The 15872-nt window shown below is 74.5% G+C and carries 12 protein-coding genes; 7 read left to right on the top strand and 5 right to left on the bottom strand.

What is annotated here, in order from left to right:
- Window positions 1-148 precede the first annotated feature (148 nt).
- Window positions 149-1366, top strand: a complete 1218-nt coding sequence (locus ACH4S9_RS19915; RefSeq protein WP_361188096.1) for a transglycosylase family protein — start codon at window positions 149-151, stop codon at window positions 1364-1366.
- Window positions 1367-1645: 279 nt separating this feature from the next.
- Here the strand turns inward: ACH4S9_RS19915 and ACH4S9_RS19910 are convergent, their stop codons facing one another.
- Window positions 1646-2392, bottom strand: coding sequence for a DUF429 domain-containing protein (locus tag ACH4S9_RS19910; RefSeq protein WP_398373329.1), 747 nt, complete (start codon window positions 2390-2392; stop codon window positions 1646-1648).
- A gap of 130 nt (window positions 2393-2522) precedes the next feature.
- Here ACH4S9_RS19910 and ACH4S9_RS19905 point away from each other — a divergent pair, with 130 nt between their 5' ends.
- Entirely contained in the window at window positions 2523-3128 is a 606-nt protein-coding gene (locus ACH4S9_RS19905) for a DUF4291 domain-containing protein (RefSeq protein ID WP_398373327.1), read from the top strand.
- An 88-nt stretch (window positions 3129-3216) separates the two neighbouring features.
- Here the strand turns inward: ACH4S9_RS19905 and ACH4S9_RS19900 are convergent, their stop codons facing one another.
- The 3 genes from ACH4S9_RS19900 to ACH4S9_RS19890 all read right to left on the bottom strand — a co-directional run bounded on the left by ACH4S9_RS19900 (window position 3217) and on the right by ACH4S9_RS19890 (window position 7375).
- Complete coding sequence (locus tag ACH4S9_RS19900) at window positions 3217-4935, bottom strand: ABC transporter ATP-binding protein (protein ID WP_398373325.1); 1719 nt, start codon at window positions 4933-4935, stop codon at window positions 3217-3219.
- Window positions 4932-6650 carry an ABC transporter ATP-binding protein gene (locus ACH4S9_RS19895; protein ID WP_398373323.1) on the bottom strand — a complete coding sequence of 573 codons (1719 nt, stop codon included), beginning with the start codon at window positions 6648-6650 and terminating at the stop codon, window positions 4932-4934. The genes ACH4S9_RS19900 and ACH4S9_RS19895 overlap by 4 nt, the downstream gene beginning before the upstream one ends.
- 131 nt (window positions 6651-6781) lie before the next feature.
- On the bottom strand, window positions 6782-7375 hold the full coding sequence (locus ACH4S9_RS19890) for an XRE family transcriptional regulator (protein WP_358845748.1): 594 nt from the start codon (window positions 7373-7375) through the stop codon (window positions 6782-6784).
- A 50-nt stretch (window positions 7376-7425) separates the two neighbouring features.
- Between ACH4S9_RS19890 and ACH4S9_RS19885 the strand changes: the two genes are divergently transcribed.
- On the top strand, window positions 7426-7932 hold the full coding sequence (locus ACH4S9_RS19885; RefSeq protein ID WP_361188110.1) for an N-acetyltransferase family protein: 507 nt from the start codon (window positions 7426-7428) through the stop codon (window positions 7930-7932).
- Window positions 7933-7980: 48 nt separating this feature from the next.
- On the opposite strand, the gene ACH4S9_RS19880 is transcribed toward ACH4S9_RS19885, so the two are convergent.
- Window positions 7981-8739, bottom strand: coding sequence for a GntR family transcriptional regulator (locus tag ACH4S9_RS19880; protein ID WP_398373320.1), 759 nt, complete (start codon window positions 8737-8739; stop codon window positions 7981-7983).
- A 111-nt stretch (window positions 8740-8850) separates the two neighbouring features.
- Between ACH4S9_RS19880 and manD the strand changes: the two genes are divergently transcribed.
- The 4 genes from manD to ACH4S9_RS19860 all read left to right on the top strand — a co-directional run bounded on the left by manD (window position 8851) and on the right by ACH4S9_RS19860 (window position 15756).
- Window positions 8851-10059: a D-mannonate dehydratase ManD gene (gene manD, locus ACH4S9_RS19875; RefSeq protein WP_385336758.1), complete on the top strand. Its 1209-nt coding sequence runs from the start codon at window positions 8851-8853 to the stop codon at window positions 10057-10059.
- Complete coding sequence (locus ACH4S9_RS19870; protein ID WP_398373318.1) at window positions 10056-11528, top strand: mannitol dehydrogenase family protein; 1473 nt, start codon at window positions 10056-10058, stop codon at window positions 11526-11528. Before manD ends, ACH4S9_RS19870 begins: the two co-directional genes overlap by 4 nt.
- Before the next feature lie 64 nt (window positions 11529-11592).
- Window positions 11593-12009, top strand: coding sequence for a YchJ family protein (locus ACH4S9_RS19865; RefSeq protein WP_398373316.1), 417 nt, complete (start codon window positions 11593-11595; stop codon window positions 12007-12009).
- A 201-nt stretch (window positions 12010-12210) separates the two neighbouring features.
- Window positions 12211-15756, top strand: coding sequence for a phosphodiester glycosidase family protein (locus ACH4S9_RS19860; protein ID WP_398373314.1), 3546 nt, complete (start codon window positions 12211-12213; stop codon window positions 15754-15756).
- Window positions 15757-15872 lie beyond the last annotated feature (116 nt).

Genomic DNA, 15872 nt, shown 5'->3' with positions numbered 1-15872 from the left:
TCAGCTTCCGCGGGGGTGGCACTCGACGGCGTGCGGCGGTCCGTGCGGCCCCCTGCGCCTTGTGACCTGCGGCCCCCGGCTGCGGTACTCGTACAGCCCGCCGGGGCAGCCGGTGGGCGAGTGAAAGCTCGTGGAGAGGAACAGGCCCATGGCCCAACGACGAAGTCACCGCCGTTCCGCACCAACCAGCCGGGTCTCGCCCCTCTGCGCCGCCCTCACCGTGGGCAGCGTGGGACTCGTCCTGCCGTTCCTGGGCGCCGAAGTGGCCACCGCGGCCCCCTCGGACACCTGGGACAAGGTCGCCGAATGCGAGAGCGGCGGCGACTGGGACATCAACACCGGCAACGGCTACTACGGCGGTCTCCAGTTCTCCCAGCACACCTGGGAGGCGTTCGGCGGAGCCAAGTACGCCTCCCGGGCCGACCTCGCCACCCGGGCCCAGCAGATCGCCGTGGCCGAGGCGGTGCTGCGCCACCAGGGCCCCGGCGCCTGGCCGGTCTGCTCGGTCCGGGGGCGGCTGACCCGCGACAGCCGGCCCGCGGCCGGCACCGGCCGCGGCAGCTCCGGCCACTCCGGCCACTCCGCCGGGTCCCGCAAATCCACCGGCTCCCGCCACCACTCGGCCGCCCCGCGGCGGCACGCCACCGGCTCCGGCCCGTACCGGGTGAGGGCCGGGGACACGCTGTCCCGCATCGCGCTGCGCGAGTCCGTGAGTGGCGGCTGGAAGGCGCTCTACCGCGCCAACCGGCGCACTGTCGGCCCCGACCCGGACATGATCTTCCCCGGGCAGCGGCTCGCCTTCCCCTCCCGCTCCGGCCAGGCGCGCACGGCGGCGGCCCACGGAAAGCGGCCGCAGGCGAAGCAGCCGCGTCCGGCGTCGAACAGCCACCACAAGACCGGCAAGGCAGGGGCCACGGCGTCCGGCACCTCGGCCCACGGCGCCCGGCGGCCCGCCGCCCGGCGCGCCCATGTGGCCCCGGTCAGCGGGCCGCTCGGCACCTCCTACGGCGTCCGCGGACCGCGCTGGGCAGGCGGCCACCACACCGGGGTGGACTTCGTGGTGCCCCTCGGCACCGGGGTGCGCTCCGCCGCCCCGGGCGTCGTGGTGACCGCGGGCTGGGGCGGCTCCTACGGCTACGAGGTGGTGATCCGGCACCACGACGGCCTCTACACCCAGTACGCGCACCTGTCCTCGCTGGCGGTGCGCCCCGGACAGACGGTGGACACCGGCCGGCGGATCGGCCGCTCCGGAGCCACCGGCAACGCCACCGGACCGCACCTCCACTTCGAGGTGCGCACCGGTCCGCGCTACGGCTCGGACGTCGACCCCGTCGCCTATCTGCGCTCGCGCGGAGTCATCGTCTGACGACCGGCCGGACCGGCGATCGGGGAGGCCGCCCGGCGGAGGGGGCCGGGCGGCCCCTTCTTCTCGAGCTCGGTTCCCCTCCGGGGCGCTACAGCCCCTGTCGACGGTCGACCACGCGGCGGTAGCCGACCGCGTCGATCTGCGGCTCCGCCGCGTGGCGACCGCAGCCTCGGGGCCTGTGCGCGCTCTCCCTTTCACAGTGCACATCAGCGCCTCCGGCGCGGGCGGCGCGCCCTGGCTCACTCGCCGCCGCGCTTCGCCCCCATACCGACCGGCTCCTCAATACCAGATGGCGACCGGCAGCCCGTCGCGCGTCGTCTCGGGCGGGTCGGGCAGGCTCACCGCGGTGCCGAGGGCGATCCGGTGGGCGCTCCAGGCCGCCGCCGCGGCGTCCATAACGTCGTCCGGCGGGACCCGGCCCGCCGGGCCGAGCTCCTCGGGCAGGGCGATGTCCTGCCCGAGGAGCAGCCGCCGCCGCTGGACCTGGCCGTTCCAGCTCTTCTTGGACCAGGCGACCGGGCGGCCGCCGTTCATGGCCGCGAAGGAGACCTCCGGATGCACCTCGTACAGGCGCCGGTCGCCGCCCTCGCGGCAGGCGTTGGCCTCCCGCAGCTTCACCGCCAGGCCCCAGGACTGGCGGGGCAGCCCCGAGCCGGTGAGGTGGCGGCAGCGCTCGTTCGCCGCGTCGTAGCCGGACTCCTCCCATACCACGCGCGGCGGCACCGGGAACACCCGCGCGCGGTGCGGGGCCACCTGACGTATGGCCAGCTCCTCCGCGCGGCGCCACCCGGTCTCCAGCAGCCCCAGCGGCATGTCGACCGCCACCACGGCCGCCGCCGGCACCCGTGCCAGCAGCGCGGCGAGCGCCGCGTCCCGGTCGGCGCCCGCGAACCGGCCCTCGCGCAGGGTCACCGCCACCCAGCCACCCGGACAGGCGTCCACCCCCACGGCGTCCGTGGCCGCGGCCCGCGGGCCCGCGTCTTCGGCGGCGGGAGAGGGGCGGGGAGAAGCGCTTGGGGAACCCATGGGCCGTATCCGACCACGCGTCCCGGCCGCGCCGCGAGAGCGCACCTCCGTGGGCGCGCCAGGACGGGAGGGGACCGCGCCCCCGTAATTCGCTGGCCGCCCGCCGCGTACGCCCGCCACCCTGGTGGCCATGCAAGAACCGCGACATCGCATCCGCGCGCTCCACACGAGGTCCACGGTCACCGTCTACCAGGCGTACGCTCCGCACCTCGGCCTGCCCGCGGCGCGCGACGGCCGCTTCCCGGCGGCCTGGAAGCGCGACCGGATGACCTGGATCAAGCCGTCGTTCCTGTGGATGATGTACCGCTGCGGCTGGGGCGCCAAGGAGGGCCAGGAGACCGTCCTGGCCGTCGAGATCACCCGTGCGGGATTCGAGTGGGCGCTGGGCCGGTCGTGCCTGTCCCACTACGAACCCGGGCTCCACCCCGACCGGGCCGCCTGGCAGCGCGCGCTGAAGGCCGCCCCCGCGCGCGTCCAGTGGGACCCGGAGCGCGATCCGCGGCTGCGGCCGCTGCCGTACCGCTCGCTTCAGCTGGGCCTGTCGGGCGAGGCGGCGCGCCGGTACGCGGACGAGTGGACGGTCTCGATCACCGATGTGACCGCGCTGGCTCACGAGATCCACGCGCTGGTGCGCCGGGACGAGTTGGACGCGGCCGCGAAGCTGCTGCCCGAGGAGCGCCCGTACCCGGCCGGGGACGAACTGCTGGGCCATCTGCGCGAGCCCGTGGCCTCCTGAGCGGTGTTCCGTTCGGTGCCGGGGGCCACGGGCGCGGCCCGGGGCGCGGCGCCGACGCGCCACGCCCCGGGCCCTCACGCCGGTCTGGCTATTCAGCCGCTCCTTCCAGGGATTCCCGCGCCCACAGACGCCGCATCTCCGGGCAGCTCTCCAGCAGTTCGTCCAGCGTCCCCCGCCCGGCCACCCGGCCCCGGTCCAGGACGACGACCTGGTCGGCGCGGGCCAGTACGGCCGGCCGGTGGGAGACGACCAGCAGCGTGGCGAGGCCGGTGATCCGCTCCCACAGCAGCTGTTCGGTCTCCATGTCCAGCGCCGAGGACAGGTCGTCCACGACGAGCAGGTCGGGTGAGCGGACCAGGGCCCGGGCGACGGTCACCCGCTGGGCCTGGCCGCCGGACAGCCGTACGCCCCGGGGGCCGACCAGGGTGTCCAGACCCTCGGGCAGCGCGGCCAGGTCGCGGTCGAACGCCGCGGCGGCCACCGCCTGCTCGATGCGGCCGGGATCCCGGCCGAGCAACAGGTTCTCCCGCAGCGTGGCGGAGAACAGCCGCGGCACCTGGCCGACGTACGCGGCCCGGCCGGGCACCAGGAAGGCGCCGGGGTCGGCGACCGGCCCGCCGTTCCAGCGGATCGTGCCGGCCACCGGCGGTTCCAGTCCGAGGAGGGTGCGCAGCAGCGTCGTCTTGCCCGAACCCACCGCCCCGGTGATCACGGTGAGGGTGCCCCGTTCGATCTCCAGGTCCACCCCGTGCAGGCCGTGGCGGGCGGCCAGCCCCCGCGCCTGGAGTGTCTCCAGCGGATCGTCGTGGGCCGCCGCGGCCGCGACGGGGTAGTCCTGGTGGAACCAGACGCCGGAGTCGTGGGACAGGCTGTTGTCCGGGCCGGTCATCCGGGTGAGCCGCTCGGTGGAGACCGCGGACTGGGGCATCCGGGCGAGGATCGACCCGACGGTCCGCGGCAGCGCGGTGAGCCAGCCGATGTAGGTGGTGAACAGCGCCAGGTCGCCCGCGGTGAACTCGCCGCGGCGCATGGCCGGGGCGGCCAGCAGCAGCACCAGGCCGACGCTGATCTCGACGCTCGCGCCGGTCGCGGTGGTCAGCAGGTCGGTGGCGAGCCGGTCCTTGACCGCCGCGTCGCGGCGCAGCCGGTTGTGCGCCCGCAGACGGTCCAGCGCCGCCTTCTCGGCCCCGGCGGTCTTGATCGCGAGCACTCCGGTGAAGACCTCGCCGAGGTGGCCGGTGACGGCCGCGCCGCGCACGGCGGCCTCCCGGTGCAGCCGTCCGGTCACGCGGTTCAGCAGCCGGCTCGCCACCCCGATCGCGAGCGTGGGCACGATCAGGGCCAGCGTGGCGGCCGGGTGGATGGACACCATGATGGCCAGCGCGGCGGTGCTGAACAGCACGGCTCCGGCCAGCGGCACCGACTCGTCCACGAACTCCACCACTTCGGCGCCGTCGTCACGCAGCCGGGAGAGCGCCTCCCCGGACGAGTGCGGCACCCGCCCCTTCCCACTCAGGATCGAGCGCAGCACATTGCCCCGCAGCAGGGCGGCCGCCGCGCTCCACCAGTAGTCGCCGTACGTCCAGGCGATGGCGATGGTCAGGCCGCGGACCAGCTCCACCCCCACGAAGGCCGCGCACAGCATCAGCGGCACCCTGCCGAGGGTGAGGTGGTCGAACATCCGCTGGAGGATCAGCCCGCCGACCAGCGGCAGGACGCTGGCCGGCATCCACAGGAGGCCACCGATGAGGAAGCGGCGCAGATCGAACCGGACCAGGGTGGCGGTCACCGCCGCGAGGGGGCTCATCGGCGCACCCCCGCGAGCATCCGCGCGAACCGGCCGGCGGGGTCGGCGAGAAGCTCCTCCCGGGTGCCGTGCTCGACGACCTTTCCGTCGGACAGGACGGCGATCCGGTCCACGCGGGACAGCGATTCGAGCCGGTGTGCGATGAGCACCCCGGTCCGGCCGGTCAGCAGCCGGGCCGTGCTGTCGCCGATGTGGCGCTCGGTGGCCGGATCGAGCCGGCTGGACACCTCGTCGAGCACCACGAGCCCGGGGTCCGCCAGCAGGGCCCGGGCGAACGCCAGCAGTTGGGCCTGGCCCGCGGAGATCTTGCCGAGTGGGGCGTCGAGGTCCCAGGCGGGGAGCCCTACTTCGGCCAGGACGGCCCGCAGCCGCTCGTCGTCGTGGCCGGGGCGGAACAGGGTGAGGTTGTCCCGGACATCGGCGGCGAACAGCTGCACGTCCTGGGTGACCACGGCGATCCGGTCGCGGAGCGAGGCGGGGTCCACCTCGCGCAGATCCAGGCCGCCGACCCGGACGGCGCCCGCCGTCGGGTCGTACAGCCGGGCCACCAGGCGGGCGATAGTGGTCTTGCCGCTGCCGCTGCGGCCGACCAGGCCGAGCGTCTCGCCCGGGGCGAGGGCGAGGCTGATGTCGCGCAGCACCGGCCCGCCGTCTTCGCCGCCGTAGGAGAAGCCGACACCGTCCAGCTCCAGACGCAGCGGTCCGGTGGCGGGCAGCTCCTCGGCGGTGGCCGGGACGGTCAGCGTGCGGCGCTCGGCCAGCAGCTCGCCGATGCGGGCCACTCCGGCGAGGGCGGTCTGGTAGTGGCGCAGCTGGTCGATCAGCCGCTCGAACGGTGTGCGGACCATGAGGGTGTACTGGAACAGCAGTACCGCGGTGCCGATGCTGAGGGCGCCCGACAGGCCGGCCATGAGCGCGGTGCCGGCCGCGAACGCCACGCTGGTGGCGGCCAGGACGACACTGCCCACCGCGCTGGCGCGCCGTCCGACGCGCCACAGGTGAGCGCAGGCCTGGTGGAAGCGGCGGACGGTGTGCTCGCCCGCCCCGTTGGCACGCAGGTCCTCGGCTCCGGCCAGCCGCTCCTCCAGGAAGCCGAAGAGCGTGGCGTCGGCCGCCCGGGCACGGGTGGCGGAGGGCACGGCCAGGCGCTGCGCGTGGACCATGCCGAGGCCGATCAGCGCGCAGTAGACCAGCAGGGCGAGGCCGATGCGCGGGTCGACCACGGCCACCACCGCGATCACCCCGCACAGCAGCAGCACCCCGGCCACGACGTCCAGCAGGAACGCCACGACGAAGTCGGCGATAGCGGACACATCGCCGTCCACCCGCTCGATCAGCTCGCCGGGGGTGTGTTCGCCGTGGAAGGCGAGGTCCAGGCCGAGGGTGTGCTCGGCCAGGTGTTCGCGCAGCCGGTTGGTGCCGTCCCAGGCTGCCTTGCCGGCCAGCCAGGCGGTGACGGTACGGGCGCCCTGCCCGGCGACGGCCAGGACGAGGTAGGCCAGCGCGATGAGGGTGAGCCGGCGGGCGTCCTCGCCGGCGTTGGCGCCGTCGACGAGCCGACGGGTGAACTGGGGTGCCGCCAGCGGCAGGGCGGTGGCGGCGGTGATGGTGAGGGCCAGGAGTGCGGCGGCGCCGCGGCCCGGCAGGAGGAAGCGGAGGACGTGCCTACCGGAGGTCGTCCTCCTTGCGGCGGGCAGGGTCGATGAGGTCGACAAACGTCATGTCCTTTGCGCGGATGGCAGGGGTGGGGTGGATGGACATGAACGTGTTCCTCATTGCGCCTCCTCGGTCGGCGGGGGTGCCGCGGTGAGTAGAGCAGGGGGCTCGGCTGCCGGACAACCGAATTTCACCGGGCCCCATCAGGCTTCCGGGGCTGTGCCGCGCGGGGCCGCATGATGAGCGCGGCGACATGGTAAGTGCACGGCACGCTCGCGGGGTTGGCGTAGGCGTGGGTGACGTCGGCGGCGAAGTACACCGAGTCCCCCGCGCCGAGCTCCACCGTCCTGTCCGCGAGGGTCAGCCGCAGGGTCCCCGACTCCACGGCCACGAACTCATGGGAGCCCGGGGCGTACGCGGGGAAGCGGCCCGCGTCGCAGCCGGGCGGCAGGGTGGTGCGGATCCACTCGAAGTTCACGCCGGGCACCACGGGGGTGAGGACGGTCCGCCGCCACCCTCCCGGCTCCTCGACGGTGTCCTGGTCGACCGCTCTGCGCACGATGACGCGGCTGTCCTCGGGCTGGGCGACGAGCTCGGCGAGCGGCACGCCGAGCCCGTCGGCGATGCGGGCGAGGACGAGAACCGTGGGCGCCTTCTGGCCGCGTTCGACCGAGGAGAGCATGCTCACGCTCACCTCGGCCGCGCCCGCCAACTGCTGAAGGGTCAGGCCGCGTTCATGGCGCAGTCCCTGCACACGGGTGCCCAGGGTCAGGAGATCCAGCATTCCTCTATAATAACAACAACTTCCTCTATAGCGAAAAGAGCAGCACGATCATGACGCCCCCGGGAGCGACCATCCGGCCGGCGGTCCACGCCGACCTGAAGGCCGTGGCCGACATCTACGCCCACTACGTCCTGCACACCGTGACCACCTTCGACGAGACCCCCCGCTCCACCGCCGAATGGGAGCGGCGCCTCGACGAGCTCAGCGGCAGCGGCCTGCCCTTCCTGGTGGCCGAACTGTCCGGCGCCGTGGCCGGGTTCGCGTACGCCGGGCCGTGGCGGCCCAAGCCCGCCTACCAGTACACGGTGGAGGACACGGTCTACCTCGCCCCCGACGCCACCGGCCGGGGGCTGGGCACCGCCCTGCTCGGCCCCCTGATCGCCGAGACCGCCCGGGCCGGACGGCGGCAGATGATCGCGGTCATCGCGGACACCGGCAGCGACGCCTCGGCCGCCCTGCACCGCCGCTTCGGCTTCACCGACGCCGGCCGGCTGACGGCCGTGGGCCGCAAGCACGACCGCTGGATCGACACGCTGCTCATGCAACGGGCCCTTTGACGCCAGGCCCTGGCCTCCAGCCGGCCACGGGCCGGGACGGCCGTCCCCTCAGGCCTCCTCCCGGGAGCCGCCGCGCCGGGCGGTGTCGCGGCGCGGCCGGACGGGCGCGTCCTCGTCGCTGAACAGCTCGGGGTGGCGGGCCCGGATCTTCTCCACGTCGCTGAAGACCAGCCGCAGATGCGAGCGCAGCGCGTCGTCGGCCCGGTCCAGATCGCCCGCCTCCAACAGGTCGACGACCGCGCGGTGCTGGCCGACCAGCAGGGTCATCTGCTGGGTCAGCGCATGTGACAGCCGCCGCGCCCGGTCGAGCTGGGCCTTCGCCTCGCTGACCACCCGCCACGCGGAGCCGTGTCCGCTGACAGCCATCAGCCGGGCGTGGAACTGCTCGTCCAGCTGGAAGAAGCCCTCCCTGTCGGTCCGCCGGTCGGCCTCCTCCTGGGCGGCGAGCAGCGCCCTGAGGTCGGCGATGTCGCGCTCGGTGGCCTTGCCCACGGCGTCCCGCAGGGCCGCGCACTCCAGCGCCTCCCGGACGAACTGGGCCGAGGCGACATCGCGCTCGCGGATCCGCGAGACGAACGTCCCCATCTGCGGGTAGATGTCGACGAGCCCCTCGTCGGCGAGCAGGATCAGGCTCTCGCGCACGGGCGTGCGGCTGACGCCGAGCTCGGCCGCCAGATCGTTCTCGGAGACGGCCGCCCCGGGCGCCAGCTCCAGGCTCACAATGCGCGAGCGCAGTACCTCATGGACCAGTTGCCGGGTGTTGCGCCCCCGGGAACGTGCCGTGTGAAGCCCTTCCACCGGTGCCATCGAGCCCCTTCCCATCCCTTGACCCACTCGACTGCAATACTTGTATGGTAGTCGACCAGCGCCCTCCTCACCACGGCATCCCGCTTTCTCCTCCCCCTCTAGGAGCAGCACATGGCCACCATCACCGAGGCGACGGTCATCGTCACCTCGCCCGGCCGCAACTTCGTGACGCTGAAGATCACCACGTCCGACGGCGTCACCGGACTGGGTGACGCCACCCTGAACGGCCGCGAGCTCTCGGTCGCCTCCTATCTGCGCGACCACCTCGTACCGCTGCTGATCGGCCGGGACCCCGCCCGGATCGAGGACATGTGGCAGTACCTCTACAAGGGCGCGTACTGGCGCCGCGGCCCGGTGACCATGACCGCCATCGCGGCCGTCGACACCGCGCTGTGGGACATCAAGGGCAAGGTCGCGGGCATGCCCCTGTACGACCTGCTGGGCGGCCGGGCCCGCGACGGGGCCATGGTCTACGGCCACGCCAGCGGCGGGGACATCCCCGAACTCCTCGACGACGTCGCCCGCTTCCGGGACCTGGGCTACCGCGCGATCCGCGCCCAGGCCGCCGTCCCCGGCTCGCCCGGCAGCTACGGGGTGCGCAAGGGCGTGGTCTACGAGCCCGCCGCCGCCTCCCTCCCCGACGAACAGACCTGGTCCACCGAGGACTACCTGGACTTCGCGCCCCGCCTGCTCACCGCGGTCCGCGAGCGGTACGGCTTCGACTTCCACCTGCTGCACGACGTCCACCACCGGCTGACCCCCACCGAGGCCGGCCGGCTCGGCCACCGGCTGGAGGAGCTGCGGCTGTTCTGGATGGAGGACCCCACCCCCGCCGAACTCCAGGAGTCCTTCCGCCAGATCCGCCAGGCCACCACCACCCCCATCGCCGTCGGCGAGGTCTTCAACTCCATCTGGGACTGCCAGCAGCTCATCACCGAGCGGCTCATCGACTACATCCGCGCCACCGTCGTCCACGCCGGCGGCATCACCCACCTGCGGCGGATCTTCCACCTCGCCGAGCTGTACCAGGTGCGCACCGGCTCCCACGGGGCCACCGACCTGTCCCCGGTGTCCCTGTCCGCCAACGTCCACCTGGACGTCACCGTCCCCAACTTCGGCATCCAGGAGTACATGGGCCACGACCCGCTCGCCCACGAGGTCTTCCGCCCCACCTACGAGCTGCGCGACGGCGCCCTGTACCCCTCGGACGCCCCCGGCCTCGGCGTCGAACTCGACGAGGAAGCGGCCGCCCGCTTCCCCTACGACCCCAAATACCTGCCGGTCAACCGCCGCACCGACGGATCGGTGCACGACTGGTGAGCGCCACACCCCGCCACCAGGCCACCCCCGCCCCCGCCGGGGGACGGCTGTCCGCCGCCACCCTGCGCGCCGTCCCCGCCGGGAGCCGGCCCGCGACCGACCGCGGCGCGCTGCGGCCGCGCATCGTCCACCTGGGCATCGGCGCCTTCCACCGGGCCCACCAGGCCGTCTGCACCGAGCTCGCCGAGGTGTCCGCGGCCGGCGGGTGGGGGATCGCCGGTGTCACCCAGCGCAGCAGGGCCGTCGTGGACGCCCTGCGCCCCCAGGACGGGCTGTACTCGCTCACCGAGCGCCACCCCGACGGGCCGGTCACCCGGGTGATCGGCACGGTGACCGAGGTGCTGCACGCGGCCGACGACGGCGCCCGCCTGACCGAGCTGCTCGCCTCCCCCGACGTCACCGTCGTCACCCTCACCGTGACCGAGAAGGGCTACCGCCGGGACCCCGCGACCGGCGGCCTCGACCCGGCCGACCCGCTGATACGAGGCGATCTCGCGGGCGCGACCGCCCCCGCGAGCGCCGTCGGACAACTGGCGTACGGCCTGCGCGCCCGGCTGCGCTCCGGCGGCGCGCCCCTGTCGGTGGTCTCCTGCGACAACATGGCCGGCAACGGCGCGGTCCTGCGCCGCCTGGTACGGGAGTTCCTCGCCGCCACCGGATGGGCGGAGCGCGAGCGCCTGCTGGAGTGGACGGCCGCCTCGGTCGCCTTCCCCTCCACCGTCGTCGACCGCATCGTCCCCGCCACCACCGAGGGCGATCTGCGGACCGCCGCCCGCGCACTGACCCTGCGCGACGAGGGCGCGGTGACCGCGGAACCCTTCACCCAGTGGGTGCTCGAGGACGCCTTCGCCGCCGACCGGCCGCGGTGGGAGGCCGGGGGCGCCCGCTTCGTCGCCGACGTCGCCCCGTACCAGCTCACCAAGCTCCGGCTGCTCAACGGCTCGCACTCGCTCCTCGCCTATCTGGGCCTGGCGGCCGGCTGCGGGACCGTGGCCGACGCCATGGCCACCGAATGGGGCGAGGACGCCGTCCGCGCCTTCTGCGCCGAGGCCGCCGCGAGCCTGCCCCCGGCCGACGGCCTGGACATCCCCGGCTACGTCGACAGCCTCGTACGCCGCTTCGCCAACCCCGCGATGCACCACCGGATCCGGCAGATCGCCGCCGACGGATCGCTGAAGATCCCCGAGCGCTGGCTGGCCCCGCTGCGCGAACTGCGCGCCACCGGCCACGACACCCCCCACCTCACCGCCGCGCTCGCCGCCTGGGCCCGCGCCACCCGGGACACCCCCGCCGAGGACCCGGCCGCCGACGAGCTGCGCCGCGCCTGGGAGCGGCCGGGCCCGGACGCCGTGCGCACCCTGCTGCTCCTGCTGGGCGCCGAGGATCTCGCGGAGGACACCGCCCTGGTCAAGGCGGTGGACCGGGAACTGCGCTCCCCCACCACCCCGGTCGCCCCTCGCCGTCACTGAGCGCGCCGATCCACGGCCCGGGCCCCGGGGCGGGCCCGGGAGCGCGCCCCGTCACAATGGGGCCATGTCCCGACGCGCACGACGCCCGCAGCCGCCCCGCCCGGCGCCCTGCCCCTGCGGGCTGCCCGCCGCCTACGACGACTGCTGCGGCAGACTGCACCGCGGCCAGGCCCGGGCGGCCACCCCCGAACAGCTGATGCGCTCCCGCTACAGCGCATTCGTCCGCCAGGACGAGGCGTATCTGCTGCGCAGCTGGCACCCCGACACCAGGCCGCCGCGCGTCGACTTCGACCCCGCGCTGCGCTGGCGCGGCCTCGACGTCCTCGCCACCACCGAGGGCAGCGCCTTCCACACCACCGGCACCGTCGAGTTCCGCGCCCGCTACACCGAGCGCGGGCACGCCGGTGAACTCCACGAGAACAGCCGCTTCGTGCGCCACGACGGCGAGTGGGTCTACGTCGACGGCGACGTCGACGCCTGAGCGGCCCCCGCGAACCCTCGGCGCCCGCGAACCTCGAACGCCCGCAGCGGGTGCTGCCTCTCCCGGGGGATAAATCCCGCTCCAGGCTGCGAAGTTTCCCAGGATGTTGCCGAGGACTTCTGGCGCAAGGTCAACTCCCCCCGGGATGCTGGGGCGCTGTGCGTGTGAACCACGCGAAGCCGAGGGTTCCCTGGAGTTGCCGTGCCACCTCTCACTCTCGCCAGACCCGTGGCGGCCCTGGCCGCGGTGTCCGCCCTGTTGCTCGGCGCCGCCGGTCAGGCCGCCGCCGACAGCACCCCCTCCCCCGCCCCCGAGCCGCTGCCCCGCTCCTCCGCCGAGATGCTGCGGCCCGTCGCGCCGCCGGCCGCCAGCGGGCACGGCGACGCTTCGGAGCGGTCCGTCGTCGACGGCGACGGGATCGAGACCGCCCGCAGCTCGCGGCCGGTCGCCCCCGGGGTGAAGCTGACCTCGTACGACCGGCTGGAGTCCGACAAGTGGCTGCGGGTCGACTCGCTGTCGGTCGACCTGGGAGGCAGCGCAAAGGTCGACTATCTCCACCCGGACAAGGTCGCCGCCCGCGAGCCCGTCTCCGAGCTCGCCGCCGAACACGACCCGGGGCCGGGGCGCCGCACGGTCGCCGCCATCAACGGCGACTTCTTCGACATCAACCAGACCGGCGCGCCCGAGGGCAACGGCATCAGCGGCGGCCGGGTGGTCAGCTCGGCCTCCTCCGGTGCGGCCGGGAGCCGCGCGGTCGGCGTCGGGCCCGGTGACGCGGGCCGGGTCCTTCAGCTGTACTTCGACGGCACGCTCACCCTCCCCGACGGCCCGCACCCGCTCGCCGCGCTCAACTCCGCCAATGTGCCGGCCCAGGGCATCGGCGCGTACACCGCCCAGTGGGGCGAGGCTGACCGCGCCCAAACGGTCGACGGGGCCGGCACCAAGCGCACCGCCGAAGTCGCCGTCGTGGACGGCAAGGTCGCCTCCGTGACCACCGCGCCCGGCAAGGGCGCCATACCCGCCGGCACCACCCTGCTGATCGGCCGCGACGCCGGGGCCGACGCGCTGACCGGCCTCGCCGTCGGCGACCCGGTCTCCTGGGAGTACCGCCCGCGCCCCGACAGCGGCGAGGTCCCGGACACGGCCGTCAGCGGCCGGGAGTTGCTCGTCGTGGACGGCGAGGCGGTCGGCCACGACGGCGAGGGCAACAACACCGCCGCCCCGCGCACCGCGGTCGGCTTCTCCCGTGACGGCCGTACGATGCAGGTCCTCACCGTGGACGGGCGGCAGGCCGACAGCGGCGGCGTCACGCTCACCGAACTCGGCGTGATGATGAAGGACGCGGGCTCCTACAGCGCCCTCAACCTCGACGGCGGCGGCTCCTCCACGCTGGTCGCCCGCGCGCCCGGCAGCGATACGGCGCGGGTGGAGAACAGCCCGTCCGACGGCAGCGAGCGCACCGTCCCCAACGGCCTGGCCTTCACCGCCCCCGACGGCAGCGGCCGGCTCAAGGGCTTCTGGGTGGAGACCGCGGCCGCCGCCGGAGCCGCCCCCACCGTCGACCCCGTCAAGGGCGGCCACCCCGAGCGCGTCTTCCCGGGGCTGACCAGGCGGCTGACCGCCGCCGGATACGACGAGACGTACGGCCCCGCCGAGGGCGCCGCGACCTGGCACTCGGCCGACCCCCGCATCGGGCGGGTGAGCGCCGACGGCACCTTCACCGCCCGGCACAGCGGCGATGCAAAGGTCTCGGCCCGCCATGGAGCCGCGCGGGGCGACATCCAACTGAGCGTGCTCGACGACCTGGACCGGATCCAGCCCACCGCCCGGCTGATCGGTCTCAAGGACACCGAGGCCACCGGCCGCTTCGGGGTGGTGGGCCTGGACGCGCACGGCACGAGCGCGCCCGTCGAACCGTCCGACGTCCGGCTCGACTACGACCACGACCTCTTCGACATCACCCCGGACCAGCGCTCGGGCGACTTCACCGTCAAGGCCCACGGCGGACAGGGCTCGGGACAGATCAAGGTCACCGTGGCGGGCACCACCACCCGGCTCGCGGTCACCGTGGGGCTGACCGAGCAGCAGGAGGCCGCCTTCGACGACGCGGGCGACTGGAAGTTCAGCCAGGCCCGCGCCTCCGGCTCGCTCGCGGCCACGCCCGACGGCCACACCGGCACCGGGCTTGAGCTGACCTACGACTTCAGCCAGTCCACCGCCACCCGCGCCGCATACGTCAGCCCGCCGCAGCAGATCGACGTGGCGGGCCAGCCGCAGTCGTTCGGCCTGTGGATCAAGGGTGACGGCAAGGGCGCGTGGCCCACGCTCCACCTCAAGGACGCGGCGGGCTCCGACCAGTTGCTGCGCGGCCCGTACGTCACCTGGACCGGCTGGCGACATGTCGACTTCGCTGTCCCGGCCGGGGTCTCGTATCCGCTGAAGGTCAACCGCTTCTACCTCGCCGAGACCGGCGCCACCCGCCAGTACACCGGCCGCATCACCATCGACGACCTCACCGCGCAGGTCCCGCCCGCCGTGGACCTGCCGACCCAGACGGCCTATCCGGACCCGCTGATCACCACCGCCGCGCGCGCCGAGGGCCGGGACTGGCGGTTCGCGGTGATGTCGGACGCCCAGTTCGTGGCCCGCGACCCGGACAGCGCGATCGTCACCCAGGCCCGCCGTACCCTGCGGGAGATCAAGGCGGCGCGCCCCGACTTCCTGGTCATCGACGGCGACCTGGTCGACGAGGGCTCCCCCGCCGACCTCGCCTTCGCCCGCAAGGTCCTCACCGAGGAGCTCGGCGACGCCGTGCCCTGGACTTACGTGCCGGGCAACCACGAGGTGATGGGTGGGAAGATCGACAACTTCGAGGCCGAATTCGGCCCCGCGCACCGCGTCTTCGACCACCGCGGCACCCGCTTCATCACCCTGGACACCTCCAGCCTCAACCTGCGCGGCGGCGGCTTCGACCAGATCCGGGAGTTGCGCGCCCAGCTCGACGCGGCCGCGAAGGACCCGGCGGTCGGCTCGGTGATGGTGATCGAGCATGTGCCCCCGCGCGACCCCACCCCGCAGCAGGGCAGCCAGCTCGGCGACCGCAAGGAGGCCGCGCTGCTGGAGGGCTGGCTCGCCCGGTTCCGCCGTACGAGCGGCAAGGGCGCGGCGTTCATCGGCGGCCACGTGGGCACCTTCCACGCCTCGCGGGTCGACGGCGTGCCGTACCTGATCAACGGCAACTCGGGCAAGAACCCGGCCACCCCGCCCGACCAGGGCGGCTTCACCGGCTGGTCGATGGTCGGCGTCGACCGGGTCTCCAAGCACGAGCAGGCCGAGGCCCGGCAGGCGCCGTGGGCCGGCGGGCCCGACTGGGTGTCGGTCCAGACCCGGCCACACGTCGAAGGCAATGACGGGCTGACGGTGACCGCCCCGGCCGAACTGCCCGCCGGGCAGGGCGCCGAGGTCACCGCGACCGTGCTCCAGGGCGAGGGCGCCACCCTCCGCCGGGTGCCGGTCCGCTTCCCGATGAGCGCGGACTGGACCGGCTCGCCGAACCTCTTCATCGGCGACCCGGACGACGCCCGCCACCGCCCGCGCTACGTCGCCGCGTACGACCCGGCCACGGGCCGGCTCACCGCGCTGCGCCCGGGGTCCGTCACCCTCGCGGTGACGGTGAACGGCGTGACGGCGAAGGCGAGCCTCGGCATCACGGCCCGCGCCACCGGAGGATCCGCCACGGCGGCATGACCGGCCGGCGGGCCGAGGGGCCGCGGGGGGGGGGCCCCCCCCCGCCCCCCCCCCCCCCCCCCCCCCCCCCCCCCCCCCCCCCCCCCCCCCCCCCCCGGCTGGTCGCCCCCCCCCCC

Source organism: Streptomyces sp. NPDC021225 (genome assembly GCF_044332865.1).
Lineage (GTDB): Bacteria > Actinomycetota > Actinomycetes > Streptomycetales > Streptomycetaceae > Streptomyces.
Note: the sequence above shows the minus strand (reverse complement) of the source record. Positions and strands in the feature narration are given on the sequence as shown.